This is a genomic window from Isoalcanivorax pacificus W11-5, from assembly GCF_000299335.2.
GTDB classification, from domain to species: domain Bacteria; phylum Pseudomonadota; class Gammaproteobacteria; order Pseudomonadales; family Alcanivoracaceae; genus Isoalcanivorax; species Isoalcanivorax pacificus.
Window position 1 is genome coordinate 3,091,459 of sequence record NZ_CP004387.1, and the last position, 25,118, is coordinate 3,116,576.

Genomic DNA, 25,118 nt, shown 5'->3' on the forward strand with positions numbered 1-25,118 from the left:
CTGAATGCTCATGTATCCTATGGTCCTTGTTTTTCTTTTGCCTCCAGGGCTGCAGATGCAGCCCTGTGACCCGTTTGACAGCAGTACAGCACCAGGATTCAGAGCCCCGATGGACACACAGTATCGTCCCGAGCAGATTGAAGAGGAAGCCCAGCGCTTCTGGGAAACACACCAGACGTTCAAGGTAACCGAGGACCCTCAGCGGGAAAAGTTCTACTGCCTGAGCATGTTCCCCTACCCCAGCGGTCGCCTGCACATGGGCCATGTGCGCAACTACACCATCGGTGACGTGATCAGTCGCTACCAGCGCATGCAGGGCCGGAATGTCCTGCAACCCATGGGCTGGGACGCCTTCGGCCTGCCGGCGGAAAACGCCGCGCTGAAAAACGGCGTGGCACCAGCCAAGTGGACCTACGAAAACATCGCCTACATGAAGGGCCAGTTGAAGCGCCTGGGCTTCGGCTATGACTGGGACCGCGAGCTGGCCACCTGCCGCCCCGAGTATTACCGCTGGGAACAGTGGTTCTTCACGAAACTGTTCGAGAAGGGCCTGGTGTATCGCAAGATGGCCACCGTGAACTGGGACCCGGTGGACCAGACCGTGCTCGCCAACGAGCAGGTCATCGACGGTCGCGGCTGGCGTTCCGGCGCCTTGGTTGAGCAGAAGGAAATCCCGCAGTGGTTCATCAAGATCACCGACTACGCGGAAGAACTGCTCAGCGACCTGGACCAGCTCGACGGCTGGCCGGAACAGGTCAAGACCATGCAGCGCAACTGGATCGGCCGCTCCGAAGGTGTCGAGCTTGAATTCGACGTGCCGGGGCAGGCGCCGCTGCGCGTCTATACCACCCGCCCGGATACCCTGATGGGCGTCAGCTACGTCGCCGTGGCCGCCGGCCACCCGCTGGCGAAGCTGGCCGCCGAAGGCAACGCAGACATTGCTGCCTTTATCGACGAATGCCAGCACCAGAAAGTGGCCGAGGCCGAACTCGCCACCATGGAGAAAAAAGGCATCGCCACCGGCCTGACCGCCGTGCATCCGGTCACGGGTGACGAAGTGCCGGTGTGGATCGCCAATTTCGTACTGATGAGCTACGGCACCGGCGCCGTCATGGCCGTCCCCGGCCACGATCAGCGCGACTGGGAATTTGCGCGCAAATACGACCTGCCGGTCCGGCAGGTAATTGCCCCTGCGAACGGGGAAGCCGTTGACCTCGACAGCGCCGCCTTCACTGACAAAGGCATGCTGCTGAACTCCGGTGCCTTCGACGGCCTCACGTCGCAACAGGCGTTTGATGCCATCGCCGAACATCTCGCCAAAGCCGGCAAGGGCGAGCGCAAGGTCAACTACCGCTTGCGCGACTGGGGTGTATCCCGCCAGCGCTACTGGGGCGCGCCGATCCCGATGCTGAACCTGGAGAATGGCGATATCGTGCCGGCCCCGGCCGACACCCTGCCAGTGCGCCTGCCGGAAGACGTGCAGATGGACGGCGTGACCAGCCCTATCAAGGCTGACCCCGAATGGGCCAAGGCCGACTTCAACGGCCAGAGCGCACTGCGTGAAACCGATACCTTCGACACCTTTATGGAGTCGAGCTGGTACTACGCCCGCTACTGCTGCCCGCAGAACGACAACGCCATGCTCGACCCGGCGGCAGCCAATTACTGGTTGCCGGTGGATCAGTATATCGGCGGCATCGAACACGCCATCCTGCACCTGCTGTACTCGCGCTTTTTCCACAAGCTGCTGCGCGATGCCGGGCTGGTCACCAGTGACGAACCCTTCAAGTCACTGCTGTGCCAGGGCATGGTGCTCAAGGACGGCGCCAAGATGTCGAAGTCGAAAGGCAACACCGTCGACCCGCAGGCGCTGATTGACCAGTACGGCGCCGACACGGTCCGTCTGTTCACCATGTTCGCCGCACCACCGGAACAGTCTCTGGAATGGAACGATGCCGGCGTCGAAGGCGCGAACCGTTTTCTCAAGCGCCTGTGGCGGCTGGTCCAGGACAGCCTTGGCGATGTCCCGGCGCTGGATATCGACGCGCTCGGCAGTGCTGCGCGCGATCTGCGCCGCAAAACCCACGAGACCATCGCCAAGGTCAGCGATGACTATGGCCGCCGCCTGACCTTCAATACCGCCATCGCGGCAGTGATGGAACTGTGCAACGACGTCAGCCGCTTCGAGCCCGCCAACGACCAGGACCGTGCCGTGGTGCGCGAGGCCCTGGAAGCCGCCGTGGTGCTGCTGGCACCGATCACCCCGCACATCAGCCACACCCTGTGGCAAGCGCTGGGGCACGCGCAGCCGGTGGTGGACCAGCCGTGGCCGGGTTTTGATGAACAGGCACTGGTGAAAGACACCATCGAACTGGTGGTCCAGGTCAACGGCAAAGTGCGCGCCAAGATCGACGCGCCGGCCAGAGCCGATAACGCCACCCTTGAGGAAATGGCACGCACCGCCCCCAACGCCCAGCGCTTCCTGGAAGGCATGACGGTGCGCAAGGTCATCGTGGTGCCAGGCAAACTGGTCAATATCGTGGTGAGCGCATGATCCGCCGCGCGCTGCTGCCTGCCCTGCTCGGCCTGAGCCTGGTGCTCAGCGGCTGCGGCTTCAAGCTGCGCGGCGCACCGGAATACCAGAACCTGGCTGCACTGACGGTCACCGGCGGCAGTTACGACTTGCGCGACGGCACCCTGGATGCCCTGGAAGCCAGTGGGGTGGCTGTGCACGACGCCGCACCGCAAACCCTGCGCATCGACAACGAACGGTTCGGCCGCCGCACCGTGGCGGTGGATGCCCAGGGCCGGGCCGCGGAAATCGAACTGCGCTACAGCTTCTTCTGGCAACTGGCGGACAGCAAGACCAGCACCGCGATCACACCGCGCCGGCAGATCACGCTGGTGCGCAACTTCAATTACGATCCGGAAAACGCCACCGCCTCCAGCGACGAAGAATCCTATACCCGCCAGGACATGTATCGCGACGCCACCTGGCAACTGCTGCGCCAGCTCGACGCCGCCACCCGCGACATGTTCATCGACAACGCCACCGACGACGGCGCACCGCCGCCCGTGCCGGAAGGCGCACAACCCGACCCGGGCGCGCTCTGATATGCAGATCAAACCGGAACAGCTCAGCCGCCAGCTCGCACAGCAACTGCTGCCGGCCTACCTGATCGCCGGTGACGAGCCGTTCCAGCTCGGCGAGTGCGCCGATGCCGTGCGCCGCGCCGCGCGCGAACAGGGTTACCTCGAACGGCAGCTGTTCAGCACCGATACCGGCATCGACTGGCCATCGCTGTACAGCGAGGCGCAGAGCCTGAGCCTGTTCGGTGGCGCACGCATTCTGGAAATCCGTTTCGGCGAAAAACGCCCGGACAAGGCCGCCAGTGAAATCCTGCAACAACTGCTGGGCAACCCTGCACCGGACACCCTGCTGTTGATCACCGCCTCGAAACTCGACCGGCGCCGCGACCTGAACAGTCAGTGGGTCAAGGCCCTGGAGAAACACGGCGCCCTGACTGAAGTCTGGCCCATCAATGCCGCGCAGCTGCCACGCTGGATCGAAACCCGGCTGCGCCGTGCCAGCCTGAACGCCACACCGGATGCCATCGCCCTGCTGGTGGAACGCAGCGAAGGCAACCTGCTGGCCTGCGCGCAGGAGATCGACAAGCTCGCCCTGCTGTTCCCGAATGAAACCATCGCGCCGCTGCATATCCAGCAAGCGGTCGGCAACACCAGCCGTTTCAGCCCGTTCGATCTCGGCGATGCCATCACCGCCGGCGACCTGCCGCGCGCGCTGCGCATCCTGGATAACCTGCACAGCGAAGGCGTGGAAGCGCCGGTGGTGCTCTGGGCACTGGCACGCGATGTGCGCAGCCTGAGCGCCATGGTTGCCGGACAGGACCCCGGCCGCATGCCACCGCAACGATTGCGCCAGCTCGAACCTCTGGCGCGCAAGCTCGGACCACGCGGCATGGCCAGTGCCCAGGCGCTGTGCGCCCGCGCCGATCAGGCCATCAAGGGCATGGCCAGCGGCGACCCATGGCAACATCTGGCGTCCATCCTGATGCGCCTGTGCGGTCGCCCGCTGCCGTCGGTGATGGAAGCCGGCTGACAGCTTTCCGGAAAGATTGACCCGTTCGACCGTGCAGCCCCCGGGCCGTCTTGCTAACCTCGGCACTCCTTCAGAAAAACAATACGCCCGCCATGTTGAAAAAAGATCGCCTGGATACCTCGTCCATCAGCTTCACTGCGCTGTACACCGGCCACGTCTGGACCGCCAACGGGCTGTCCGCGCCCGCCTTTCGTACCCGCATGGGCAGCGTCTTCTACCATGCGCTGGCACCGTTCGAACTGGTGGGCGGCAAACTGGTGGGGGGCAATATCCGCACCTTCCTGCTGCAGCGCCATCACCTGATCGATCACCTGGTGGAAAAAGCCATTGAAGAAGAAGGCGTCACGCAGATTCTGGAAATCGCCTGCGGCCTGTCACCGCGCGGCTACCGTTTCTGCCAGCGTTACCCGCAACTGACGTATGTGGAAGCGGACCTGCCGGACATGGCGGATCGCAAGCAGCAATTGCTGGCACGCACCGGCTCATTGAGCGCCCAGCACCAGGCCGTACCGCTGAACGTGTTTGCCCGCGATACCGACGATGCACTGGAAAACGTGGTGCGGGATCATTTTGACCGGAGCAAGCCACTGCTGGTGATTACAGAAGGCCTGGTGAATTATTTTGACCTGCCGACTATCGACAGTTTCTGGCAGCGCCTGCGGCATGTCCTGGCGGAACACCCCACCGGTATTTATCTCACCGACAATTATCCGCTGCTGGACGATCATCCGTTCCACCGCACCATGCAGACCCTGCGCGGCCTGCTGGGCACGGTGTCACGCAGCCGGGTGAGTTTCCATTTCGGCAGCGACAACCAAGCGCAGCAACATTTCACCTCACTCGGCTACGGCCAGGTGGCAGTGCATAACCCACGGGATTTTTATCGCCTGCTGCCGATGCCACGTTCACGGGGCATGCCGTTCGTACGTGTCATTGAGGCACGGAGCTGAAGCAAGAAGGTACCCTTCCACCGTAGCCTGCACAGTCTCCTGGGGGGGGGACGAAAACAGTGCAGGCCACGATGCGGGCGGTTTGTCAGCCGTAGATCTTGTGCACGTTACCGCCGCTGGCGCGCGGCTCCAGGAAATACTGGCGGTCATTCAGCAGTTCGGCAAAGCGTTCCGCCTCGCGAATATTGCCGTGCTTGAACAGACAGCGCAGATATCCCGTCTCCTCATACTGGAACACCAGCAGTTCCAGTTTCAGTTCCGGCGAACTCATGTGCAGCGTGCAGTCACGGGCATGCTCTGCCGTCGAGAAACCGGGATTTTCCAGTTTCAGCAGGCAGCCGAAGAAATTGATGTCGACCACCTTGACGCGCTGGTCAAAACGGAACTGATCACCAATGCGGGATTCGCTGGTCACATGGCCACGGGTGTTGCAGGGCAACAGTCGCTCACTGCGCCGACGTTCCAGCTGCTCGTAGCTGCCGCGCGGGAACAGCGTAATGCCGTCCACCTGCTCCAGCGGCGCGCCACGCAGGAATGTCAGGAACAGCTCCAGCGACACCTCGCGCTTTTCCAGCTGCGGCAGGTGGTCGGCCCCCTTGATCAGCGCAAACTGCGCGTTCGGGCAACGTGCGGCAAAGGCGGCGTTTTCCCACGGCAATGTGAAGCTGTCGAACTCGCCGGTGGTGACCAGGGTTTCACATTCCGGGTAGCCCAGCAGGCCCTCCACAGACAGCAGCCGGCGGCCATTGATCTTGTAACGTTCGCGCTCGTTGTCACTCAGCGCCTTCATCTGCCGGTAGAACAGCCGGCGCGCCGTGGGCGTGATGCCGGTTTCTTTCAGGCGATGGTAGTTGACCAGATACAGCACCACCGCCTGGGAAAATTCATCCATGCGGCCTTCATCCAGCACGCGTACGGATTCTTCCACCAGCATGCGCCAGCTCTTGCGCGGCCGTACGACGATGCCGGCCACGATCATCTTGCCGGTCAGTTGCGGGTACTTGTAGGCGAAGGTGCTGGCAATGGCCGAACCGAGCGACAGGCCCATCAGGTGGACGGTCGGCAGCCCCATGTGCACGACAAACTCATGCAGCAGGTCGGCCAGGTCTTCCATGCCCAGATCCGGCGACACCTGATCGTTGTTGCCCAGCGACGGCAGGTCCACCAGCACCACCGGGAAATCGGTGTAGATGTGCTCGACACAGTATTTGTACGAGGTGAAATTCTGGAAGGCCCCGCCGATCACCACCAGCGGCGGCTTGTGACGGTTTTCCGGTGCACCGAAGGCGATGTAGTCGATGCGCCACTGTCCCACCCAGAAACTCTCGGGTTCTGCCTTGATGGCGCCCCGGCTGTATTCCTGATAATCGATACGCATAGTTATCACGGCCTCCGGTACTGGCCTGTTGTTATTGTCGCGCCGCCTCCGTCACGGGCCGTCATGCGGCGCCTGCGCGGGGCGTGTCGTTTTTTTGATTTCCTGATAGCGATGTGGCGCGGGAACGCCGGTACCAGCCAGTCAGACCGGCGTGATTCCAGAATGCCTGCCCAGTAGACACCGCTCTGGCATTCTGTGGTATTTCCGGGAGCGCGTAAACCGCCGCATATCGCTATAATGGCCCCCTTTACCCGGACATATGTTGAGCACCATGGACATCGAGAAGTACATGCAGGACCTGGGCGTGCGCGCCCGCGCCGCCTCCCGGCAGATGGCGCGGGCCTCCACGGCCCGGAAGAACGCAGCGCTGGCAGGCATTGCCGATGCCCTGCGCGCCGCCCGCGAGACGATCCTCAGCGCCAACCGCGAGGACATGGCCGCCGGCCGTGAAAACGGGCTGGAAGACGCCATGCTCGACCGCCTGGAACTCACCCCGGCGCGCTTTGACGGCATGCTCGAAGGCCTGGAACAGGTCATGGCCCTGCCCGACCCGATCGGCGAGATCACCGGCCTGAAGTACCGCCCCACCGGCATCCAGGTGGGCCACATGTGCGTGCCGCTGGGCGTGATCGGCATCATTTATGAGTCGCGGCCCAATGTGACCATCGACGCCGCCGCCCTGTGCCTGAAATCCGGCAATGCCGCCATCCTGCGCGGCGGCTCCGAAGCCATTCGCGCCAACCAGGCCATCGCCGCCTGCATCCGCACCGGCCTGGCCGCCGCCGGCCTGCCTGAAGATGCGGTGCAGGTCGTGGAAACCACGGATCGCGCCGCCGTCGGCGCGCTGATCACTCAGCCCGAGTACGTGGACGTCATCGTACCCCGCGGCGGCAAGGGCCTGATCGAACGCATCAGCCGCGACGCCCGCGTACCGGTGATCAAGCATCTGGACGGCAACTGCCACGTCTATATCGACGAGCAGGCCGACCCGGCCAAGGCCCTGCGCATCACCCTGAACGCCAAGACCCACCGCTACGGTACCTGTAACACCGCCGAGACGCTGCTGGTGGCCGAGGCCGTGGCCGATGCGCTGCTGCCGGACATCGCCCGCGCCCTCAGCGACGCCGGCGTGGCGCTGCGCGGCTGCGAACGCACCCTGGCGCTGCTGGAGGGCAAGGTGGCCAACCTGACCGCCGCCACGGAGGCGGACTGGTTCGAGGAATACCTGGCGCCCATTCTGGCGGTGAAGATCGTCAGCGGGCTGGACGAGGCCATTGAGCACATCAACCATTACAGCTCGCAGCACACCGAGGCCATCGTCACCGAAAACTACACCCGGGCACGCCGCTTCCTCACCGAAGTGGACTCCAGCTCGGTCATGGTCAACGCCTCGACCCGCTTTGCCGACGGCTTCGAGTACGGTCTGGGCGCGGAAATCGGTATCTCCACCGACAAGTTCCACGCCCGCGGCCCGGTCGGCCTGGAAGGCCTGACCAGCCGCAAATGGGTCGTGCTGGGCGACGGCCAGGTCAGGGAATGACCGGCACTGGCTCAGCCCTGGCCCTGTTCGGCGGCACCTTCGACCCGGTTCACACGGCACATCTGCGGGGTGCACGCACCGTCGCCGACGTGCTCGGCTGCCCCGTGCACCTGCTGCCCAACGCCGTGCCACCGCATCGTCCGCAACCACTCGCCAGCGGCGCACAGCGGCTGGCCATGCTGGAACGGGCCTGTGAGGGCGAACCGGGCCTGGTGCCGGATGACTGGGAACTGCGCCAGCGCGGGCCATCATGGAGCCTGAACACCCTGCGGCATTTCCGTGCCACGCTCGGCCCGCACCGGCCGCTGGTGCTGGTGATCGGCGCCGACAGCTTCGCCAGCCTGCACCAGTGGCACCGCTGGCAGGATTACCCGGCGCTGTGCCACCTCGCGGTGCTGCCGCGTCCCGGCGCCAGCGAAGCGAACCTCGATGTCCGGGCCGCCTTTGTGCCCGGTAAGGCCAGCGACCTGCAACGCGCCCCGGCCGGCCGCCGGCTGATGCTCGACGCACCCTGGCTGGATTTCTCCGCCACCGGCATCCGTGCCGCTCTGGCCCGCGATGGCCACAGCGACGCCCTGCCCCCTGCCGTGGAGAGCTATATCCACGAGCAGGGTCTGTATAATGTCCCGGACCGCTCGCACTGAGCCCCCACACCGAATCAGGAAGCGCATGACAGACCGCACACCCGACCTGCTCGACATCACCCTGGCCGCCCTGGATGAACTCAAGGCCCGCAACGTCAGCAGCATTGATGTCCGCAAACTGACCAGCATCGCCGACAACATGGTGATCGCTACCGGCACCTCCAGCCGCCACGTCAAGGCGCTCGCGGACAACGTCGTCGAACAGGCCAAGGCCAGCGGCTTCCCGCCAGTGGGTGTGGAAGGCCAGCAGAATGCCGAATGGATCCTGGTCGATCTGGGCGACGTGATCGTGCACGTGATGCTGCCGGCCACCCGCGAGTTCTACGACCTGGAACGCCTCTGGCGCGACCCGCACCAGCACCCGGACCGCGGCACCGCCGACAACGGCGGCAAAGAACGGGACGCCTGATTTGCGCGTCCGTCTGCTGGCACTGGGCACCCGCATGCCCGGCTGGGTCGAGGCGGGTACGTCGGAATACGTCCGCCGCCTGTCCGGGGATATCCGCCTTGAGATCGAGGAAATCAGCCTGCCAAAGCGCGGCAGCAACGCCGATACCGGCGCACTGGTCGCCCGCGAGGCGGAAGCGCTGCGCAAGCGGCTGGCGAAATACCCCGGCGCAATGACCGTGGCCCTGGAAGTGAAAGGCCGCCGTCTGACCACGGAGAAACTCGCCACCGAACTCGGCACCCTGCGCGATCTGGGGCAGGACCTGTGCATTCTGGTCGGCGGCCCCGACGGCCTGTGCCCGGCGCTGTCCGCCGAATGCCGCCAGCAGTGGTCGCTGTCCGATCTGACCCTGCCGCATCCGCTGGTGCGGATTCTGGTGGCCGAGCAGGTGTATCGGGCGTGGACAATTCTGAGTGGGCATCCATATCACAGGTGAAAAAGACGGGTCGGACGTCTGACGTCGGACGTCTGACGCGAAGAGAAAAAAGACGGGAAAGCAGTGTCTTTTAGCGTCCGACGTCAGACGTCCGACGTCAGACCCCGCCTCTCCCCCTTGCACCCGCGACGCCACCACTGCACCCTTTGCGCCTGACACACCACACCGAGGTTTCAATACCCCATCATGCGTTCACCGATGACCTTCAAGGACCATCACCGGGAAGGCCGCATTTTTGCTGTGCGCCTGATCTGGTCCATGGTCATCGTGGTGGGGCTGTCACTGATCCTGGTCGCGCGCATGATCTGGCTGCAGGGCCTGCAGCATGATCGCTACACCACTCTCTCGAACAAGAACCGCGTACAGACCCAGGCCATCGCGCCGCCGCGTGGGCTGATCTTTGATCGCAACGGCGTGCTGCTGGCCGATAACCAGCCCGACTTCTCGCTGGCACTGATTCCCGAGCAGGTGCCCGACCTGGGCGACACACTGGCCGAACTGGCCACCATCGTCAGCCTGGAAAGCAGCGACATCGACCGCTTCCGGCGCCGCCTGCAAAGCCCGCGCCGGCCGTGGGAGCCAGTGCCCCTGCGCGCGCGGCTGACCGAAACCGAGATCGCCCGCATCGCCGTCACGCAGCACGCCATGCCCGGCGTGCGCATCGATGCCGATCCGATCCGTCACTACCCCCACGGCGAGCTGCTCTCGCATGTGCTCGGCTACGTCAACCGCATCAGCGCCGAAGACATCGAACAGATGGACGCCGACGAGCAGGCCAACTATTCCGGCACCCACTATGCCGGCCGCATCGGTGTGGAACGCCACTACGAACGCCTGCTGCACGGCCAGGCCGGCTACCGGAAAGTGGAAACCAATGCCCGCGGCCGCATCCTGCGCGTACTGGAGGAAATCCCGCCGCAGCCGGGCCAGGACCTGCGCCTGCAACTGGACATCCGTGTGCAGCAGGCCGCCTGGGATGCCCTCGGCGAACGGCGCGGGGCCGTGGTCGCCATCGACCCGCGCGACGGCGGCGTGCTGGCGTTTGTCAGCCGGCCCGGCTTCGACCCGAACCTGTTTGTCACCGGCATTTCCCACCTCGACTACGCCGGCTACCGCGATGACCACGACCAGCCGCTGTTCAACCGCGCCCTGCAGGGACAGTACCCGCCCGGCTCCACCGTGAAACCGCTGATTGGCCTGGCCGGCCTGCAGGCGGGCGTCACGGACTGGCAGCGCACCATCTGGGACCCCGGTTTCTACCGCATCGAAGGCGAACAGCGGGTGTTCCGTGACTGGCGCCGCCAGGGCCATGGCTGGGTCGACATGCACAAGGCGGTAATGCAGTCCTGCGACACCTACTTCTACGACATGGGTTTCCGTCTCGGCATCGATCGCATGGCCGATTTCCTGGCCCGTTTCAGCATTGGCCTGCGCACCGGCATCGACCTGCCCAGTGAAGCGCGCGGCATCATGCCCTCGCGTGAGTGGAAGCGCGGCGCGCGCGGCCAGGCCTGGTTCCACGGTGACACCATCAACACCAGCATCGGCCAGGGCTATATGCTGACCACCCCCCTGCAACTGGCTCTGTCCACCGCCGTGCTGGCCCGCCAGGGCATTCCGGTGGTGCCGCGCGTGGCGCAACTTGTGCCGCCGGCACCGACCACCGAGCCGGCGGTGATGAGCACCCCCAGCCACTGGCAGCGCATGACCCAGGCCATGGTCGACGTGGTGCACGGCAGTGCCGGCACCGCACGCCTGCTCAGCCACGGGGCGCAGTATCGGATGGCCGGCAAAAGCGGCACCGCCCAGGTGTTCTCGCTGGCCAATGACGAGGAATACAACGCCGAGGAAATCGCCGAACGGCTGCGTGACCACGCACTGTTCATCGCCTTTGCGCCCGCCGACAATCCGGCCATTGCCGTGGCCGTGCTGGTGGATAGCGGCGGCGGCGGCGGCTCGGCCGCCGGCCCGGTGGCGCGCGCCACCATGGATGCCTGGCTGCTGGACGCGTCCGGTCAACTGGCCGTGCCACCCGCCGGCCTGCCGGAGACGGTGCCCGCCACGCTTGGCGGCCCGGTGACCGCCGCCATGACTGTGCCTGCCCCGGAGACACCCGATGCGCCGTGAATTCCTGCGCCAGATGCCGATGCAGCCCGCAGGCAGCGCCCACGGCCTCGCCTGGCGGCTGCACCTGGACGCGCCAATGCTGGCGGCCCTGATCACCCTGTGCCTGGGCGGCCTGCTGGTGCTCTACAGTGCCGGCGACAGCAACATGGAACTGGTGGTGCGCCAGTGCCTGCGCTTCGGCCTGGGCTTCGGCATCCTGTTCGTGATGGCGCAGATTCCGCCGCGCAGCTATCGCTTCTGGGCGCCGGCCTTCTACGGTGTCGGCCTGGTGCTGTTGATCCTGGTCCTGCTGATGGGCACCCATGCCATGGGCGCCCAGCGCTGGCTGACGATTCCCGGTGTCGGCCGCTTCCAGCCCTCGGAGATCATGAAGCTGGCCGTGCCGGCCATGGTCGCCTGGTATTTCAGCGAACGCGCCCTCCCGGCGCGCTTGCGCGATGTGATGATCGTGCTGGCCATTACCCTGATCCCGGCCGCATTGATCGCACGCCAGCCGGACCTGGGCACCGCTATTCTGGTGGCGGCCGCCGGCCTGCTGATCCTGTTTGTCGCCGGGCTGTCCTGGCGCCTGATCACAGTGGCAGTGGCGGCACTCTCCATCGCCGCGCCATTGATGTATTTCTTCGTGCTGCACGACTACCAGCGGCGGCGCGTGGACACCTTCCTCAACCCCGAGGCCGACCCGCTCGGTGCCGGCTGGAACATCATCCAGTCGAAAACCGCCATCGGCTCCGGCGGCATCACCGGCAAGGGCTGGCTCAACGGCACCCAGTCACGGCTCGATTTTCTGCCGGAATCCTCCACCGATTTCATTCTTGCCGTGCTCGGCGAGGAAATCGGCCTGGTCGGCATCCTGCTGCTGCTCGCCACCTACCTGTTCATCGTCGGCCGCGGGCTGGTGATCAGCTGGCAGGCGCAGGACAATTTCAGCCGTCTTCTTGCCGCCTCTCTGGCACTAACTTTCTTTATTTATGTCTTTGTAAACATCGGTATGGTCTCCGGCCTGCTGCCGGTGGTGGGCGTACCGTTGCCACTGGTGAGTTTTGGCGGCACCTCGGCGGTCACACTGCTGAGCGGCTTCGGCATCTTGATGTCGATCCATACACACCGCAAACTGCTTGGTCACTGATTTCAGGAGTTTCAATGCGACAGGGCGTTGTTCGTTTTTCCGTCACCGCGTGCCTGCTGGGCCTGGGCGTCGCCGCCAGCCACGCCACCGCCAACGACTACAGCAGCCGCCCCGAGGGCCAGGCACTGATCCGCGAACTGGTCGCCGAAGGGCTGGACGAGCAGCACGTCAGACAGCTGCTCGACAGCGCTACACGCCAGGACAAGATTCTCGAAGCGATCGCCAAACCGGCCGAGCGCACCCTGACCTGGGGCGAGTACCGCAAGATCTTCATCCAGGACAGCCGCATCGAGCAGGGGCTGGCGTTCTGGCGTGAAAACCGTGCCCTGCTGGAGCGTGCCGAAAAAGAATACGGTGTGCCGGCGGAAATCATCGTCGCCATTGTCGGTGTGGAAACCCGCTACGGTCGCCACAAGGGCACCTGGCGTGCGGTGGATGCACTGGCCACGCTGGGCTTTGACTATCCGCCCCGGGCGGATTTCTTCCGTCGCGAACTGAAAGAACTGCTGCTGCTGGAACGCGAGGCCGGCATCGATGCCGGTGACGTGGTCGGTTCCTACGCCGGCGCGCTGGGCATGCCGCAGTTCATTCCGTCCAGCTACCGTGCCTATGCGGTGGATTTCAATGACGACGGCAAGATCGACCTGATCAACGACGTCGCCGATGTGATCGGCAGTGTCGCCCACTATTTCCGCGCCCATCGCTGGCAGACCGGCCTGCCGGTGGCTGCCCGCGCGCAGGTGGAAGGCACCGCCTACCAGAGCATTTTCAGCACCAGCTACGAACCCTCGCTGACGCTGGGCGACGCACGCGCGAAGGGCGCCACACCGCTTTCCTGCGACGACAATGCCCACCGCTACTGCTATGATCTGCCGGCGGAAACCCGGGTTGCCGCGCTCGAACTCGACGGCGAGCAGGGCAGTGAATTCTGGCTCACCACCGACAACTTCTACGTCATCACCCGGTACAACCGCAGCCGCCTGTATGCCATGGCCGTGCTGCAACTCAGCCGCGAGATCGCGGACCGGATGGAGGATTGATGCACACCCGTGCCCTGTTTGCCCTGCTGATGATCGCCGCCCTGCTGGGCGGCTGCGCCAGCCGTGCACCAGTGACCGATGCCAGCGGCGAGCCGCCGGTGACGGACACACCGAAGCAGCATGCCAACCCTGGCAGTGAACGCTACACCCAGCAGCACGATGCCGGCCCGAGTCATCGTCCGGATGTCGAGAACCTGCCGGAACCGGAAGTCCGCGCCGAATTACCCAGCCGCTACGGCAACCACTCGCCCTACACCGTGTTCGGCAAGACCTACCACGTGCTGCCAAGCGCCGACGGCTATGTCGCCGAAGGCATTGCCTCTTGGTACGGCAGCAAGTTTCACGGCCACCGCACCTCCAGCGGCGAGCCGTATGACATGTACCAGTTCACCGCCGCACACCGCAGCCTGCCGCTGCCGACGTTTGCCCGCGTCACCAGCCTGGAGAATGGCAAATCGGTGATCGTGCGCATCAACGACCGTGGCCCGTTCCACCCGGACCGGGAAATCGACCTGTCCTGGGCTGCGGCCCACCGCCTCGGCATCGAGCAGCGCGGCACCGGCCGCGTGCGCGTGGAAGTCATCACGCCGGACGGCCAGCAGACCCGCCAGGCCGGCAACACGCAGACGTCCACAAACAGCAGCATGATCCGGGCCGCCGCCGACAGCCCGCCACCGCCGGCGGAACTGTATCTGCAGGTCGGTGCGTTCCGGCAGGCAGATGCCGCGCAGCAGCTGGTCAACCGGCTGCTGGCACAGTTCAGCTATCCGGTGGCGATCCGCCATGGCAACACACAGGGCGACGCCATCTACCGCGTCTGGATCGGGCCGTTCACCACCGAGCAGGGCCGTGAGAGCGCGCACAACGATGTTGCCGGTGCCGGTTACGGCGAGCCGGTGCGTGTGATGCCCTGAACAGGCCCCATAGCCCATTCCTCGTATGGCATCCTGACCGGCACACGCTAAAATGCAGCATCATTGACGCGCACACACGTTACCGTGTGCGCAAAATCACTACACAACAACGGAATTTATCCGCGCGATTGTGTCAAACCCTGTGCCCGCCACCGCGCTGCGATCACCACCGCAGCTTCCTGTATCACCGCCCGGCGATGGCGGGCATAACCCGAGCGTCCCTACCCGAACCCTGTGGCCTGCCCTGCCGCAACATGGAATGTGAGGAACCATGAAAACAACTCAGATGCTGACCTTCCGGCATGCCCCTCTCGTCGCCCTGCTCGGCGTCATGCTGGCTTTGCTCTCGACCACCACCAACGCCCAGATGATCCCCAGCGCACCAAACGTGGAAGCGCGCGGCTACATCCTGATGGATGCCGCCAGCGGACAGATCCTGGTCGAGCACAACGCGCACGAGCCGCTGCCACCGGCCAGCCTGACCAAGATCATGACCGACTACATCGTCGCCCGTGAGCTGCACCAGGAGAACCTGGCGCTGGACGACAAGGTCACCGTCAGCGTCAACGCCTGGCGCATGGGCGGCTCGAAAATGTTCATCCGCGAAGGCACGCAGGTCGACGTCGAAGACCTGCTGCGTGGCCTGGTGATCCAGTCCGGCAACGACGCCACCGTGGCGCTGGCCGAGCACATCGCTGGCGGTGAAGACGCCTTCGCCGAAATGATGAACCAGCAGGCGCAGACGCTGGGAATGAAAAACTCCTACTTCGTCAACGCCACCGGCTGGCCGGACGAACGCCAGGTCACCACCGCCTACGACATGGCCGTGCTGGCCCGCGCGCTGATCCGTGATTTCCCCGAGAACTACGCGCTGTACCGCGAAAAATCCTTCACCTACAACAACATCACCCAGCAGAACCGCAACCTGCTGTTGTGGCGTGACCCCAGCGTGGACGGCATGAAGACCGGCCACACCGAAGCCGCCGGCTATTGCCTGGTGGCGTCCGCCGAACGTGAGGGCATGCGCCTGATCTCCGTGGTGATGGGCACCGATTCCGAACAGGCCCGCGCGCGCGAAAGCCAGAAGCTGCTCAACTACGGTTTCCGCTTCTTCGAGAGCTACCAGGCCTATGGCGCCGGCGAAACCCTGACCACCACCCGCGTGTGGATGGGCACCGAGAGCGAGGTGGCGCTGGGCCTGGACGGACGCCTGATGATGACCATCCCGCGCGGCAGCCACGAAACACTCAACGCCGAGATGACCGTCAACAACGACCTGCGTGCGCCGATCGAACAGGGCCAGCGGCTGGGCACCCTGACCATCAGCCAGAACGGCGAAGTGCTGCTGGAAAAACCGCTGGTCGCCCTCACATCAGTGGAAGAGGCCGGCTTCTTCAAGCGGCTGTGGCACCATGTGGTGATGTTCTTCAGCAACCTGTTCTGACGTCGAGGCGGCGGGTATCGCCCGCCGCCCGTTCCGGAGCCCGTCATGTCGATCGCGTACCTCAATGGCGAATTCCTGCCGCTGGCAGAGGCACGCATTTCACCGATGGATCGCGGCTTCCTGTTCGCCGACGGCATCTACGAAGTCATTCCCGTCTACGGCGGCACCCCGTTCCGGCTGGATGAACACCTGACGCGGCTGGAACGGTCGCTGGCGGAAATCCAGTTGGCCGCCCCGCTGGCCCGCGCCGACTGGCCGGCGCTGATCGACACCCTGATCCGCAAAAACGGCGGCGGCAACCTGAGCCTGTACCTGCAGATTACCCGTGGCACCGCCGCAGTGCGCGACCATGCCTTCCCGCCGCCAGGCACACCGCCCACGGTGTTTGCCATGGCCAGCCCGATGTCGGCACCGGCCGCCGACAGCCCGGACACAACTGCCGGCGTGGCCGCCATCACTGTGCCCGACATCCGCTGGCTGCGCTGCGACATCAAGTCCGTGTCATTGCTGCCGAATATCCTGATGCGCCAGCGGGCCGTCAGCGCCGGCGCCACGGAGGCGATCATGCTGCGCGACGGCCTCGCCAGCGAAGGCGCCGCCAGCAACCTGTTCATCGTGCACGACGGCACCGTCATCACCCCGCCGAAAGATCACCTGATCCTCGGCGGCATTACCCGTGATCTGGTGCTGGAACTGTGCGCCGCGCACAATGTGCCGTATCGCGAGGCCCCGGTCACCGAGGCCAACCTGCGCGGCGCCGACGAAATCTGGCTGACCAGCTCCACCCGCGAAATGGTGCCGGTGGTCAACCTGGACGGCCAGGCTGTCAGCAACGCCCGGCCTGGCCCGGTATGGCGCCGCGTGGCACGCCTGTACGTGGATTTCAAACGACACCTGTGCGGCCTCTGACAACGAGGAAAAACCATGACCATCAACGAACACCTGTGGGAATTCCCGCACGCCATGACCCTGAAAGTGATGGGTGCCACCGACAGCCCGATCCACGACGTGGTGGTGGCGGTACTGACCGAGCACGCCCCGGAGTTCGACCCGGACAGCGACGTGCACGTCACGCCCAGCAGCAAAGGCAACTTTGTTTCGGTGAACGCCAAAGTGGTGATGCAGCACCGCGAACAGGTGGAAGCCATCTATGCCGCCCTGAATGCGTCCCCGCATGTGAAAGTGGTTTTTTGAGCGGCGAGCGACGGGCTTCGAGCAGCTCGTCGCTCCATGACACACCCCGTTTCACAGCCCGCCTTTTCCCGCCCCCGACAGGGGTGGATAATACCCCCCATGACCGACACGCCGCTGATCATCCGCCAGCTCGACACCATCGACTACGCCCCCTGCTGGCAGGCGATGAAAGCCTTTACCGACGCCCGCCGCCCCGACACCCCGGACGAACTCTGGGTGCTGGAGCACCCGCCGGTGTTCACCCTCGGCCAGGCCGGCAAACCCGAACATGTGCTCAATCCCGGCGATATCCCGCTGGTGCAGACCGACCGTGGCGGCCAGGTGACCTACCATGGCCCCGGCCAGACGGTGATCTACCTGCTGATCGACATTGCCCGCCTGGGCATCGGCGCGCGCGCGCTGGTGACCGGCATCGAGCAGGCCATCGTCGACATGCTGGCCGGCTGCGGCATCGATGCCGCCAGCAAACCGGATGCGCCGGGGGTATATGTACAGGGGGCCAAGATCGCCTCGCTCGGCCTGCGCATCCGGCACGGCCGCAGCTACCACGGCCTGTCGCTCAACCGCGACATGGACATGACCGCTTTCCAGCGCATCAACCCGTGCGGCTACATCGGCCAGCCGATGACCAGCCTGGCAAGGCTCAAGGCCGACAGCGACCGCGCCCGTACCGAAGACGCCCTGCTGGCCGCGCTGCGCGCGCGGCTGGCCCTGCCGGCGGACGCCGCGCGCCTGTCGGCGCTGCCGGCGCCACCTGCTACACTGCACAGCGAACAGCACACCCTTGAGGAGCACCCATGAGCACGCCGCGTCCGGCACGCCAGAAAGTGGCACAGGGAGAAAAACTGCGCGGAGATCGCAAGGTACGCACCATCATCCCGATGGTGGACGAATCCGGCGACCTGCCGCAGACCCATGTCCGCAAGCCGGACTGGATTCGCGTGCGCGTGCCCTCCTCGGGACGCATCCAACAAGTGAAGGACATGCTGCGCAAGCAGAAGCTGCACACCGTGTGCGAAGAGGCGGCCTGCCCGAACCTGCCCGAGTGCTTCGGCGGCGGCACCGCCACCTTCATGATCATGGGTGACATCTGCACCCGCCGTTGCGCCTTCTGCGATGTCGGCTTCGGCCGCCCGAACGCACTGGACCCGGACGAGCCGCTGCACCTGGCCGAAAGCGTGCGCGACATGGGCCTCAAGTATGTCGTCGTCACCTCGGTGGACCGTGATGACCTGCAAGACGGTGGCGCAAGACATTTCGCCGAGTGCATCAGCACAGTACGTGACATGACCCCCAGCACCCGCATCGAAATCCTCACCCCGGATTTCCGCGGCTGCCTGGAAGAGGCCATCGATATTCTCAGCGCCACGCCACCGGATGTGTTCAACCACAACATCGAAACCGTGCCGCACCTGTACAAGCGCGTGCGGCCCGGTGCCCGCTACGACCACTCGCTGAAACTGCTGCAGGATTTCGGCGCCCGCAACCCGGATGTGCCGACCAAGTCCGGCATCATGGTCGGCCTGGGCGAAACCTTCGAGCAGGTGATCGAAACCCTGCACGACCTGCGCGCCCACGACATCAACATGCTGACCATCGGCCAGTACCTGCAACCGAGCAAACACCATGCGCCGGTGGAGCGTTTCGTACATCCGGACGAGTTCCGCGAATACGCGCGCGTGGCGGAGGAACTCGGTTTTACATCGGTGGCCTCCGGCCCGATGGTGCGCAGCTCCTACCACGCCGACCTGCAACACCAGGGCGTGGATGTCGGCATCCCGATCAAACAGGCCTGAAGCATGAGCGATATCCGACACACCGGCAGTTGCCTCTGCGGCGGCGTGCGTTACCAGGTGACCGGCGAACTGCCGGGCATCCAGCTCTGCCACTGCGGCCAGTGCCGGCGCGCCCAGGGCACGCCGTTTGTCACCAATATGCCGATTGCCCGTAGCGCCTTTACCCTGCTCAGTGGCGAAGACCTGCTGCAACGCTATGAATCCTCACCGGGTAAGACGCGCGTGTTCTGCCGCCATTGCGGCAGCCCGCTGTACAGCGAGCGCGACAACATGCCGGACGTGCTGCGCATCCGCGCCGGTTCCCTGGAAGGTGAAGTACAGGCCGCCCCGGCGGTGCATATCTATACCGTGGATGCGTGCAACTGGTGGCCGATCGACGACGACCTGCCGCGCTATCCCGGCAGCGCCCACGCCCCACAGACGGAGCAGTAACCATGCCTGCCTGGCTACCGGTACTGAAGATGGCCCTGCCCTACATCGCCTCGGTGGCCAGCACCACCATCCCCGCGTTCACGCAACGCGGCGGCGACAAGTCCGCCGAGCTGGTCAGTCAACAGATCAGCGAACTGCAGCAGGCCGCCGCCGGCAATGCGGAATCGGTACGCCTGCTGGCGGAACAGATGCAGCAGACCGTCAGCGCCATCGAAGCCGGCGCCGAAGCCAGCCAGCGCGCCCTGCTGCGCGCCCAGTGGCTGGCCGGCAGCGCGCTGGTGGTCGCACTGGGCGCGTTCGGTCTGTGCCTGCTTATCCTGTTGAGGTAACCGCATGCGCCTGCCGGCCCTGGGACTGATCGCCCTGCTGCTCAGCGGCTGCGTGACACAGCCGCCGCAGGACGTTACCCCGCCCTCCCCCTGCGCCGACATCACCACCGCCGCCTTCATGGTGTGCCAGTTCTATGGCCGCTATATCCCGATGAAACCGTTCGGCCTGCCCGGCAGTACCTCACAGAGCCTGCTCAGCCCGTTCTTCAGCCCGACCCTGAACGAACTGCTGCAGGAGACGCTGCAGCAACAGGAAGATTTCATCGCCGATTACCCGGAAGCACTGCCACCGCTGGCAGATGGCCCGCTGTTCAGCAGCAACGCACGTTTCCCTGATCACTTCGAGATCGCCAACGAACGGCATTTCACTGGCGAGAGGGGCAGCACCTGGGCGCTGGTGACGGTGCGCCTGCGTCATGAAGACAGTGGCCAGCAATGGCAGGACGAACTGGTGTTGCGGCATACGCCGCAGGGTTACCTGATCGAGGATTTCCTGTTTCCACGGCGTGGCGGCAACGGCCCGCAGCGGCTGACCGACACCCTGCGCGACGCCTTCAGCATCGATCAATAACCACTCGCCACCGGCGGCCTGATCACCCCCAGCCCGGCCAGTGGCTCCAGCACCTGGTCCGGCGTAATGCCCCGCAGGCACGGATAATCCTGTGCCAGGCACGCGTGCCGCCCGCAACCGGCGTCACAGGCACGATGGCGCAGCACGCGCGCCTGCGCCGACAGCGGATGCCAGAGCCGTTCGTCCGTCGGACCAAACAGCGCCACCACCGGCGCACCACAGGCCGCCGCCAGATGCATCGGCCCGCTGTCATTGCCGATGAATCCGCGACAGTGCGCCATCAGCACGATCAATTCCGCCAGCGATATCTGATCACACAGGCTCACCACCGGCTGCGCCAGGTGCGCGCGTATCCGTTCGATCTGAACCCGGTCGCGCCCACCGGCGCCGATCAGTACCGGAATCAGCCCGAGGTCGCGCAAGCGTACGCACAGGGCGGCAAAGCGCTCTGCCGGCCACATCTTGTAGAGCTTGCTGGCACCGGGATGAATCACCACGCAGGGCATGCCGCTGTGCACGCCCCAACGGGCCAGGTGTTCCTGCAACGCGGGCACCGCGCGCGGGTCGTGCGTCAGGGACGCACCCTGTGCCACCGGCGTCGCCGGCGGGTCACTGAGCGCCGCGTAACCCTGCCAGCGGTGCTGCCCCGCTATTGGCCCCGGAAGCTGATGCGTATAGAACCAGCGCCCGCGTCGCCGGCGCGGCCCTTCACGTCGCGGTGCACCACTGAGCCGCGCCAGCGTGGCCGATTTCTGCTCACCTTCGAGGTCGATACACCGCTCGGCGCGGAATGCCCGCAGCGTGCGCACAAACGCCAGCCAGGTCAGCAATCGTGGCCATAACGGCCGCGATGGCGTCAGGGCCGGGGCGGGGTAATACAGCACCGCCACACGGTGCCCCAGCGCAGCCACCAGCACATCGCGGTACAGCGCATTGGCCACCAGCAATGCACCGGGATGCCGGCGCAACATGGCCTGGATATGCGGCAGCGCAATCAGCAGGTTACCCAGATGATTGCCGGGAAACAGAATCAGCACGCGTTCCATCGCAGACTGTCCGTGACAGGGAAGGAACCTTCAGGCTAAAAGCCGATTCTGACCCTTGCATGACACGGCCACGGCGTGACAAGGTGCGAACAGTTTTTCCACTCGTGACCACGTACATGTTTGTCATCAACGAAACCCTGTCGCTGCCGGAAGACGAGATCCAGCTTGAGGCGATCCGCGCCCAGGGCGCTGGCGGCCAGAACGTGAACAAGGTGTCCAGCGCCGTGCACCTGCGCTTCGACATCCATGCCTCCAGCCTGCCCGAACCGTACCGCAGCCGGCTGCTGGCGCTGAACGATCACCGCATCAGTGCCGAGGGCGTGGTGGTGATCAAGGCGCAGCAGTTTCGCAGCCAGTTGAAGAACCGCTATGACGCGCTGGCGCGACTGCGCGAATTGATCCTCAGCGTCACCGTGACACGCCGCCGGCGTGTCGCCACGCGGCCCAGCCAGACCGCGCGCAAAAAACGCATGGACAGCAAATCCCGCCGTGGCCAGACCAAGGCCCTGCGTGGCAAAGTGGACCCCGCCGGCTGATCCCCGCCGTATCCTGTCAAATCCGGAGAACCCTGCATCATGTGGATGGTATTGCTGTCGCTCGTGGGTGGCCTCGTGCTGCTGGTGGTTGGAGGTGAAATGCTGGTATCCGGCGCGGCAAAACTGGCCGCCCGCTTTGGTGTGCCGCCGCTGGTGATCGGCCTGACGGTGGTGGCTTTCGGCACCAGCGCGCCGGAATTGATGGTGACGCTCAGCGCGGCCTGGGCAGGCGGCGACGCCGCCAACCTGGCGCTGGGCAACGTCGTGGGCAGCAATATCTTCAACGTGCTGCTGATCCTCGGCGTGTGCGCCATGCTCGCTCCACTGGTCGTCAACGTGTCGATGGTGCGGGTGGAAATTCCACTGATGATTGCCGCATCGGCGCTGGCCCTGTGGTTCGGCCGCGACGGTGTTTACTCCCGCCCGGAAGGCGCCATGCTGTTTGGCGCGCTGCTGCTGTACATCTGGTTCACGCTGACCCAGGCCCGCAAGGCCAGCGCCAGCCAGGACAGTACCGCCGAAGACGGCGGGCCTCTCTGGCGCCAGATAGCAAGCATCCTTGGCGGGCTGGTGCTGCTGGTACTGGGGGCACGCTGGCTGGTCAGCGGCGCCGTCTCGGTGGCGGAACTGCTCGGGCTGAGCGAAACCATCATCGGCCTGACGATTGTCGCCGCCGGCACTTCGCTGCCGGAGGTGGCGGCATCGATCATGGCGACGCTGCGCAACGAGCGCGATATCGCAGTCGGCAACATCGTTGGCAGCAACCTGTTCAATATTCTTGCCGTGCTCGGCGGCGCCTCACTGATCGCACCGGACGGCATCGCCGCGCCGGCATCGATCATCGCTTTCGACGGGCCGGTGATGCTGGCGGTGGCGGTCGCCTGCCTGCCGATCTTCTTTACCGGCTACCGCATCGACCGCTGGGAAGGCGCCGTGTTTTTCGGCTACTACATCGCCTATGTGGCGTATCTGATCCTCAACGCCAGTGGCCATGCCGCGCTTCCACTCTACAGCCAGGTCATGCTGTACTTCGTGGTGCCACTGACCGTGCTCACGCTGCTGGTGAGCCTGTGGCGGGTCATCCATCTGCGCAGGGGCCCCGCATGAGCACGCCACTGACTGATCTCCAGCACCTGCCACATACGGCACCGATGCCGGTGCTGTTCATCGGTCATGGCAGCCCGATGAACACGCTTGAGGACAACGTCTTCACACAGGGCTGGGAGCGGCTTGCCACCGAGTTGCCGCACCCGGCGGCGATCCTGTGCATCTCCGCGCACTGGGAAACCGACGGCGTGGCTGCCACCGCACAACCCTGGCCGCATACCCTGCACGATTTCCATGGTTTCCCCGAAGCGCTGTACGCCATGCGCTACAACGCGCCGGGGGCACCGGCGCTGTCACAGTGGCTGGCCGAACATCTCGGGGCGCGGCAAGACAGCGAGTGGGGGCTGGACCACGGCACCTGGTCGGTGCTGCACCGCCTGTATCCCGAGGCAAACATTCCGGTGCTGCAACTGAGCCTGGACCGGCACCTGGACGGTGCCGGCCACTATCAACTGGCACAACAGCTGACACCCTTGCGCGAACGCGGCGTGCTGATCCTCGGCAGTGGCAATATCGTGCACAATCTGCGCAGGATGACCCGCACCGGCGACTATCCCTGGGCCATTGATTTCGACCGGCACATCGCCAGTGCTATCCTGCGCGCCGACCACGACGCGGTGGTGCACTACGAACGCCAGGGCGACGCCGCACAACTGTCGGTCAACAGCGCCGAGCATTTTCTGCCACTGCTGTACGTACTCGGCGCCGCCGGTCCACGGCATCGCGTGTCGTTCCCCACCGAGGGCATGGCGCTGGGATCACTGTCGATGCGCTCGGTACGGCTGGACGCGCCCCACCTCTGACACGGACGCCACTGTTCACGAAAGGATGCACATGTTCGAGATCCAGACACAGATCGATATCCAGGCCAGCCCGGCCCGTATCTGGGCCATCCTCACCGACTTCGCGCACTTCTGCGAATGGAACCCTTTCATCGTTGCCGCCGCCGGCATCGCCCGCCCCGGCCAGATACTGAGCCTGACCCTGGCCGTGAAACCGGGCCGCATGATGCGCTTCCGGCCGAAAGTGCTGCATGCCCGCGCCAGCGACAAACTGGTCTGGCGCGGCCGCCTGCTGATGCCGGGGCTGTTCGATGGCGAGCACTGCTTTACGCTGTCGCCGCTGGAAGACGGCAGTGTGCGCCTGAGCCACAGCGAACAATTCCGCGGCCTGTTGGTGCCCCTGTTGCGGCGCGGCCTGGAACGGGACACCCGGGCCGGCTTCGAGCGCATGAACCAGGCCCTGCGCGAACGTGCCGAACGTCACAATCGACAGGCGCATCGCTGACGCTCGACCCCGCCGGGCTTGCCTTTCGGGCCGGTGCCTTTATCGTCATCAGGGCAACTGACGAAGAATCAGCCAATTCAGCCACTCCAATAAGGGACCGGCAACAGGGGACAGGAAAGGGGACGCACATGAGCATCACGTTACGCACCAGCCTGCTGCTTGGCAGCCTTCTGCTGACCGCCTGCGCAGCGCGGCCACCCGCACCGGCCCCCGAGCCCCCCGCACCAGACCAGCTCGCCTTCACCGGTGTATTGCACTGCCCCGACTGCGACGGCCTGCGCGTCCTGTTGCTGCTGGATCGCGACACCTATCAGTACCGCACCCGCGAAGAACGCCTCGGTGATACCGAGGCCGCGCCACGCCTCAACACCGGCCTGTGGCAACTGGTGCACGGCACCGATGAAAACCCGGACGCGGTGGTCTATCAGCTGGATTACGACCGCCCGGCAAGCACCCGCAACTTCCTGCGCCTGGATGACGACCACATCAAACTGCTGGATGAAAACGGCCGCGAATTCTGGTCGCCCTACAACCTGATACTGGAACGCACACGCTCCTGAACAGCCCCGCCCGGCACCGGCCTGCGCGCCTTTCCCGCCAAATGATAATGACTTGCATTCATATGATGTCAGCGCTACCCTGTGCGCGCC

At 65.0% G+C, this 25,118-nt stretch carries 27 protein-coding genes; 25 read left to right on the forward strand and 2 right to left on the reverse strand.

Annotation, left to right across the window (positions count from 1 at the left end):
- Positions 1-109: 109 nt before the first annotated feature.
- From leuS to S7S_RS13710, 4 genes are all read left to right on the forward strand, one after another.
- Entirely contained in the window at positions 110-2,554 is a 2,445-nt protein-coding gene (leuS, locus tag S7S_RS13695; protein WP_008734165.1) for a leucine--tRNA ligase, read from the forward strand.
- Positions 2,551-3,114, forward strand: coding sequence for an LPS-assembly lipoprotein LptE (locus S7S_RS13700; protein WP_008734163.1), 564 nt, complete (start codon positions 2,551-2,553; stop codon positions 3,112-3,114). Before leuS ends, S7S_RS13700 begins: the two co-directional genes overlap by 4 nt.
- Before the next feature lies 1 nt (position 3,115).
- The gene (holA, locus tag S7S_RS13705; RefSeq protein ID WP_008734161.1) at positions 3,116-4,120 is read left to right on the forward strand and encodes a DNA polymerase III subunit delta; all 1,005 of its coding nucleotides are present in this window, start codon (positions 3,116-3,118) and stop codon (positions 4,118-4,120) included.
- Between the two features lie 92 nt (positions 4,121-4,212).
- The gene (locus S7S_RS13710; protein ID WP_008734159.1) at positions 4,213-5,070 is read left to right on the forward strand and encodes a class I SAM-dependent methyltransferase; all 858 of its coding nucleotides are present in this window, start codon (positions 4,213-4,215) and stop codon (positions 5,068-5,070) included.
- Between the two features lie 85 nt (positions 5,071-5,155).
- On the opposite strand, the gene S7S_RS13715 is transcribed toward S7S_RS13710, so the two are convergent.
- Complete coding sequence (locus tag S7S_RS13715; RefSeq protein WP_008734158.1) at positions 5,156-6,448, reverse strand: alpha/beta fold hydrolase; 1,293 nt, start codon at positions 6,446-6,448, stop codon at positions 5,156-5,158.
- 271 nt (positions 6,449-6,719) lie between these two features.
- On the opposite strand from S7S_RS13715, the gene S7S_RS13720 reads away from it, so the two are divergent.
- The 16 genes from S7S_RS13720 (at position 6,720) to S7S_RS13795 (ending at position 20,492) form a co-directional block, all read left to right on the forward strand.
- A complete protein-coding gene (locus S7S_RS13720) occupies positions 6,720-7,988 on the forward strand; it encodes a glutamate-5-semialdehyde dehydrogenase (protein WP_008734155.1) in 1,269 nt (422 codons plus the stop codon).
- Positions 7,985-8,632 carry a nicotinate-nucleotide adenylyltransferase gene (gene nadD, locus S7S_RS13725; protein WP_008734151.1) on the forward strand — a complete coding sequence of 216 codons (648 nt, stop codon included), beginning with the start codon at positions 7,985-7,987 and terminating at the stop codon, positions 8,630-8,632. The genes S7S_RS13720 and nadD overlap by 4 nt, the downstream gene beginning before the upstream one ends.
- Positions 8,633-8,657: 25 nt before the next feature.
- The gene (gene rsfS / locus S7S_RS13730; protein WP_008734150.1) at positions 8,658-9,041 is read left to right on the forward strand and encodes a ribosome silencing factor; all 384 of its coding nucleotides are present in this window, start codon (positions 8,658-8,660) and stop codon (positions 9,039-9,041) included.
- Between the two features lies 1 nt (position 9,042).
- A complete protein-coding gene (rlmH, locus tag S7S_RS13735) occupies positions 9,043-9,516 on the forward strand; it encodes a 23S rRNA (pseudouridine(1915)-N(3))-methyltransferase RlmH (RefSeq protein ID WP_008734148.1) in 474 nt (157 codons plus the stop codon).
- Positions 9,517-9,702: 186 nt separating this feature from the next.
- Entirely contained in the window at positions 9,703-11,643 is a 1,941-nt protein-coding gene (mrdA, locus tag S7S_RS13740; RefSeq protein WP_238582900.1) for a penicillin-binding protein 2, read from the forward strand.
- Positions 11,633-12,772: a rod shape-determining protein RodA gene (gene rodA / locus S7S_RS13745; RefSeq protein ID WP_008734144.1), complete on the forward strand. Its 1,140-nt coding sequence runs from the start codon at positions 11,633-11,635 to the stop codon at positions 12,770-12,772. The genes mrdA and rodA overlap by 11 nt, the downstream gene beginning before the upstream one ends.
- 14 nt (positions 12,773-12,786) lie before the next feature.
- Entirely contained in the window at positions 12,787-13,812 is a 1,026-nt protein-coding gene (gene mltB / locus S7S_RS13750; RefSeq protein ID WP_008734141.1) for a lytic murein transglycosylase B, read from the forward strand.
- A complete protein-coding gene (locus S7S_RS13755) occupies positions 13,812-14,726 on the forward strand; it encodes a septal ring lytic transglycosylase RlpA family protein (protein WP_008734139.1) in 915 nt (304 codons plus the stop codon). Before mltB ends, S7S_RS13755 begins: the two co-directional genes overlap by 1 nt.
- A 271-nt stretch (positions 14,727-14,997) precedes the next feature.
- Positions 14,998-16,170 (forward strand): D-alanyl-D-alanine carboxypeptidase family protein, encoded by a 1,173-nt coding sequence (locus tag S7S_RS13760; protein ID WP_338010700.1) that lies wholly within the window; start codon positions 14,998-15,000, stop codon positions 16,168-16,170.
- 45 nt (positions 16,171-16,215) lie between these two features.
- Entirely contained in the window at positions 16,216-17,079 is an 864-nt protein-coding gene (locus S7S_RS13765; protein ID WP_008734135.1) for a D-amino acid aminotransferase, read from the forward strand.
- Positions 17,080-17,094: 15 nt separating this feature from the next.
- Positions 17,095-17,364 carry a YbeD family protein gene (locus tag S7S_RS13770; protein ID WP_008734132.1) on the forward strand — a complete coding sequence of 90 codons (270 nt, stop codon included), beginning with the start codon at positions 17,095-17,097 and terminating at the stop codon, positions 17,362-17,364.
- A 99-nt stretch (positions 17,365-17,463) separates the two neighbouring features.
- Positions 17,464-18,165: a lipoyl(octanoyl) transferase LipB gene (gene lipB / locus S7S_RS13775; RefSeq protein WP_008734130.1), complete on the forward strand. Its 702-nt coding sequence runs from the start codon at positions 17,464-17,466 to the stop codon at positions 18,163-18,165.
- Positions 18,162-19,160, forward strand: a complete 999-nt coding sequence (lipA, locus tag S7S_RS13780) for a lipoyl synthase (protein WP_008734128.1) — start codon at positions 18,162-18,164, stop codon at positions 19,158-19,160. The genes lipB and lipA overlap by 4 nt, the downstream gene beginning before the upstream one ends.
- 3 nt (positions 19,161-19,163) lie before the next feature.
- Positions 19,164-19,592 carry a GFA family protein gene (locus S7S_RS13785; RefSeq protein ID WP_008734125.1) on the forward strand — a complete coding sequence of 143 codons (429 nt, stop codon included), beginning with the start codon at positions 19,164-19,166 and terminating at the stop codon, positions 19,590-19,592.
- A 2-nt stretch (positions 19,593-19,594) separates the two neighbouring features.
- Positions 19,595-19,921, forward strand: a complete 327-nt coding sequence (locus tag S7S_RS13790) for a hypothetical protein (protein ID WP_008734123.1) — start codon at positions 19,595-19,597, stop codon at positions 19,919-19,921.
- A 4-nt stretch (positions 19,922-19,925) separates the two neighbouring features.
- Positions 19,926-20,492, forward strand: coding sequence for a YqhG/Tai3 family protein (locus tag S7S_RS13795; RefSeq protein WP_008734121.1), 567 nt, complete (start codon positions 19,926-19,928; stop codon positions 20,490-20,492).
- Here the strand turns inward: S7S_RS13795 and S7S_RS13800 are convergent.
- Positions 20,486-21,538 carry a glycosyltransferase family 9 protein gene (locus S7S_RS13800; protein WP_008734118.1) on the reverse strand — a complete coding sequence of 351 codons (1,053 nt, stop codon included), beginning with the start codon at positions 21,536-21,538 and terminating at the stop codon, positions 20,486-20,488. The two genes, S7S_RS13795 and S7S_RS13800, sit on opposite strands and share 7 nt — an antisense overlap.
- A 116-nt stretch (positions 21,539-21,654) precedes the next feature.
- Between S7S_RS13800 and arfB the strand changes: the two genes are divergently transcribed.
- The 5 genes from arfB to S7S_RS13825 all read left to right on the forward strand — a co-directional run bounded on the left by arfB (position 21,655) and on the right by S7S_RS13825 (position 25,028).
- Positions 21,655-22,074, forward strand: a complete 420-nt coding sequence (arfB, locus tag S7S_RS13805; protein WP_008734116.1) for an alternative ribosome rescue aminoacyl-tRNA hydrolase ArfB — start codon at positions 21,655-21,657, stop codon at positions 22,072-22,074.
- A gap of 39 nt (positions 22,075-22,113) precedes the next feature.
- On the forward strand, positions 22,114-23,181 hold the full coding sequence (locus S7S_RS13810) for a calcium/sodium antiporter (RefSeq protein WP_008734114.1): 1,068 nt from the start codon (positions 22,114-22,116) through the stop codon (positions 23,179-23,181).
- Complete coding sequence (ygiD, locus tag S7S_RS13815; RefSeq protein WP_008734113.1) at positions 23,178-23,984, forward strand: 4,5-DOPA-extradiol-dioxygenase; 807 nt, start codon at positions 23,178-23,180, stop codon at positions 23,982-23,984. The genes S7S_RS13810 and ygiD overlap by 4 nt, the downstream gene beginning before the upstream one ends.
- A 31-nt stretch (positions 23,985-24,015) precedes the next feature.
- Entirely contained in the window at positions 24,016-24,468 is a 453-nt protein-coding gene (locus S7S_RS13820) for an SRPBCC domain-containing protein (protein ID WP_008734112.1), read from the forward strand.
- 128 nt (positions 24,469-24,596) lie between these two features.
- Positions 24,597-25,028, forward strand: coding sequence for a copper resistance protein NlpE N-terminal domain-containing protein (locus S7S_RS13825; protein WP_008734111.1), 432 nt, complete (start codon positions 24,597-24,599; stop codon positions 25,026-25,028).
- The last annotated feature ends 90 nt before the right edge of the window (positions 25,029-25,118 follow it).

Bases quoted from the DNA above. Each gene is read 5' to 3' on its own strand.
- S7S_RS13785 (WP_008734125.1), top strand. From the start codon at position 19,164: ATGAGCGATATCCGACACACCGGCAGTTGCCTCTGCGGCGGCGTGCGT.
- nadD (WP_008734151.1), top strand. From the start codon at position 7,985: ATGACCGGCACTGGCTCAGCCCTGGCCCTGTTCGGCGGCACCTTCGAC.
- arfB (WP_008734116.1), top strand. From the start codon at position 21,655: ATGTTTGTCATCAACGAAACCCTGTCGCTGCCGGAAGACGAGATCCAG.
- S7S_RS13720 (WP_008734155.1), top strand. From the start codon at position 6,720: ATGGACATCGAGAAGTACATGCAGGACCTGGGCGTGCGCGCCCGCGCC.
- S7S_RS13820 (WP_008734112.1), top strand. From the start codon at position 24,016: ATGTTCGAGATCCAGACACAGATCGATATCCAGGCCAGCCCGGCCCGT.
- mltB (WP_008734141.1), top strand. From the start codon at position 12,787: ATGCGACAGGGCGTTGTTCGTTTTTCCGTCACCGCGTGCCTGCTGGGC.
- rodA (WP_008734144.1), top strand. From the start codon at position 11,633: ATGCGCCGTGAATTCCTGCGCCAGATGCCGATGCAGCCCGCAGGCAGC.
- holA (WP_008734161.1), top strand. From the start codon at position 3,116: ATGCAGATCAAACCGGAACAGCTCAGCCGCCAGCTCGCACAGCAACTG.
- S7S_RS13755 (WP_008734139.1), top strand. From the start codon at position 13,812: ATGCACACCCGTGCCCTGTTTGCCCTGCTGATGATCGCCGCCCTGCTG.
- S7S_RS13795 (WP_008734121.1), top strand. From the start codon at position 19,926: ATGCGCCTGCCGGCCCTGGGACTGATCGCCCTGCTGCTCAGCGGCTGC.
- S7S_RS13770 (WP_008734132.1), top strand. From the start codon at position 17,095: ATGACCATCAACGAACACCTGTGGGAATTCCCGCACGCCATGACCCTG.
- S7S_RS13715 (WP_008734158.1), bottom strand. From the start codon at position 6,448: ATGCGTATCGATTATCAGGAATACAGCCGGGGCGCCATCAAGGCAGAA.
- leuS (WP_008734165.1), top strand. From the start codon at position 110: ATGGACACACAGTATCGTCCCGAGCAGATTGAAGAGGAAGCCCAGCGC.
- S7S_RS13710 (WP_008734159.1), top strand. From the start codon at position 4,213: ATGTTGAAAAAAGATCGCCTGGATACCTCGTCCATCAGCTTCACTGCG.
- S7S_RS13700 (WP_008734163.1), top strand. From the start codon at position 2,551: ATGATCCGCCGCGCGCTGCTGCCTGCCCTGCTCGGCCTGAGCCTGGTG.
- S7S_RS13810 (WP_008734114.1), top strand. From the start codon at position 22,114: ATGTGGATGGTATTGCTGTCGCTCGTGGGTGGCCTCGTGCTGCTGGTG.
- mrdA (WP_238582900.1), top strand. From the start codon at position 9,703: ATGCGTTCACCGATGACCTTCAAGGACCATCACCGGGAAGGCCGCATT.
- rsfS (WP_008734150.1), top strand. From the start codon at position 8,658: ATGACAGACCGCACACCCGACCTGCTCGACATCACCCTGGCCGCCCTG.
- ygiD (WP_008734113.1), top strand. From the start codon at position 23,178: ATGAGCACGCCACTGACTGATCTCCAGCACCTGCCACATACGGCACCG.
- lipB (WP_008734130.1), top strand. From the start codon at position 17,464: ATGACCGACACGCCGCTGATCATCCGCCAGCTCGACACCATCGACTAC.
- S7S_RS13825 (WP_008734111.1), top strand. From the start codon at position 24,597: ATGAGCATCACGTTACGCACCAGCCTGCTGCTTGGCAGCCTTCTGCTG.
- S7S_RS13790 (WP_008734123.1), top strand. From the start codon at position 19,595: ATGCCTGCCTGGCTACCGGTACTGAAGATGGCCCTGCCCTACATCGCC.
- S7S_RS13765 (WP_008734135.1), top strand. From the start codon at position 16,216: ATGTCGATCGCGTACCTCAATGGCGAATTCCTGCCGCTGGCAGAGGCA.
- S7S_RS13760 (WP_338010700.1), top strand. From the start codon at position 14,998: ATGAAAACAACTCAGATGCTGACCTTCCGGCATGCCCCTCTCGTCGCC.
- lipA (WP_008734128.1), top strand. From the start codon at position 18,162: ATGAGCACGCCGCGTCCGGCACGCCAGAAAGTGGCACAGGGAGAAAAA.
- S7S_RS13800 (WP_008734118.1), bottom strand. From the start codon at position 21,538: ATGGAACGCGTGCTGATTCTGTTTCCCGGCAATCATCTGGGTAACCTG.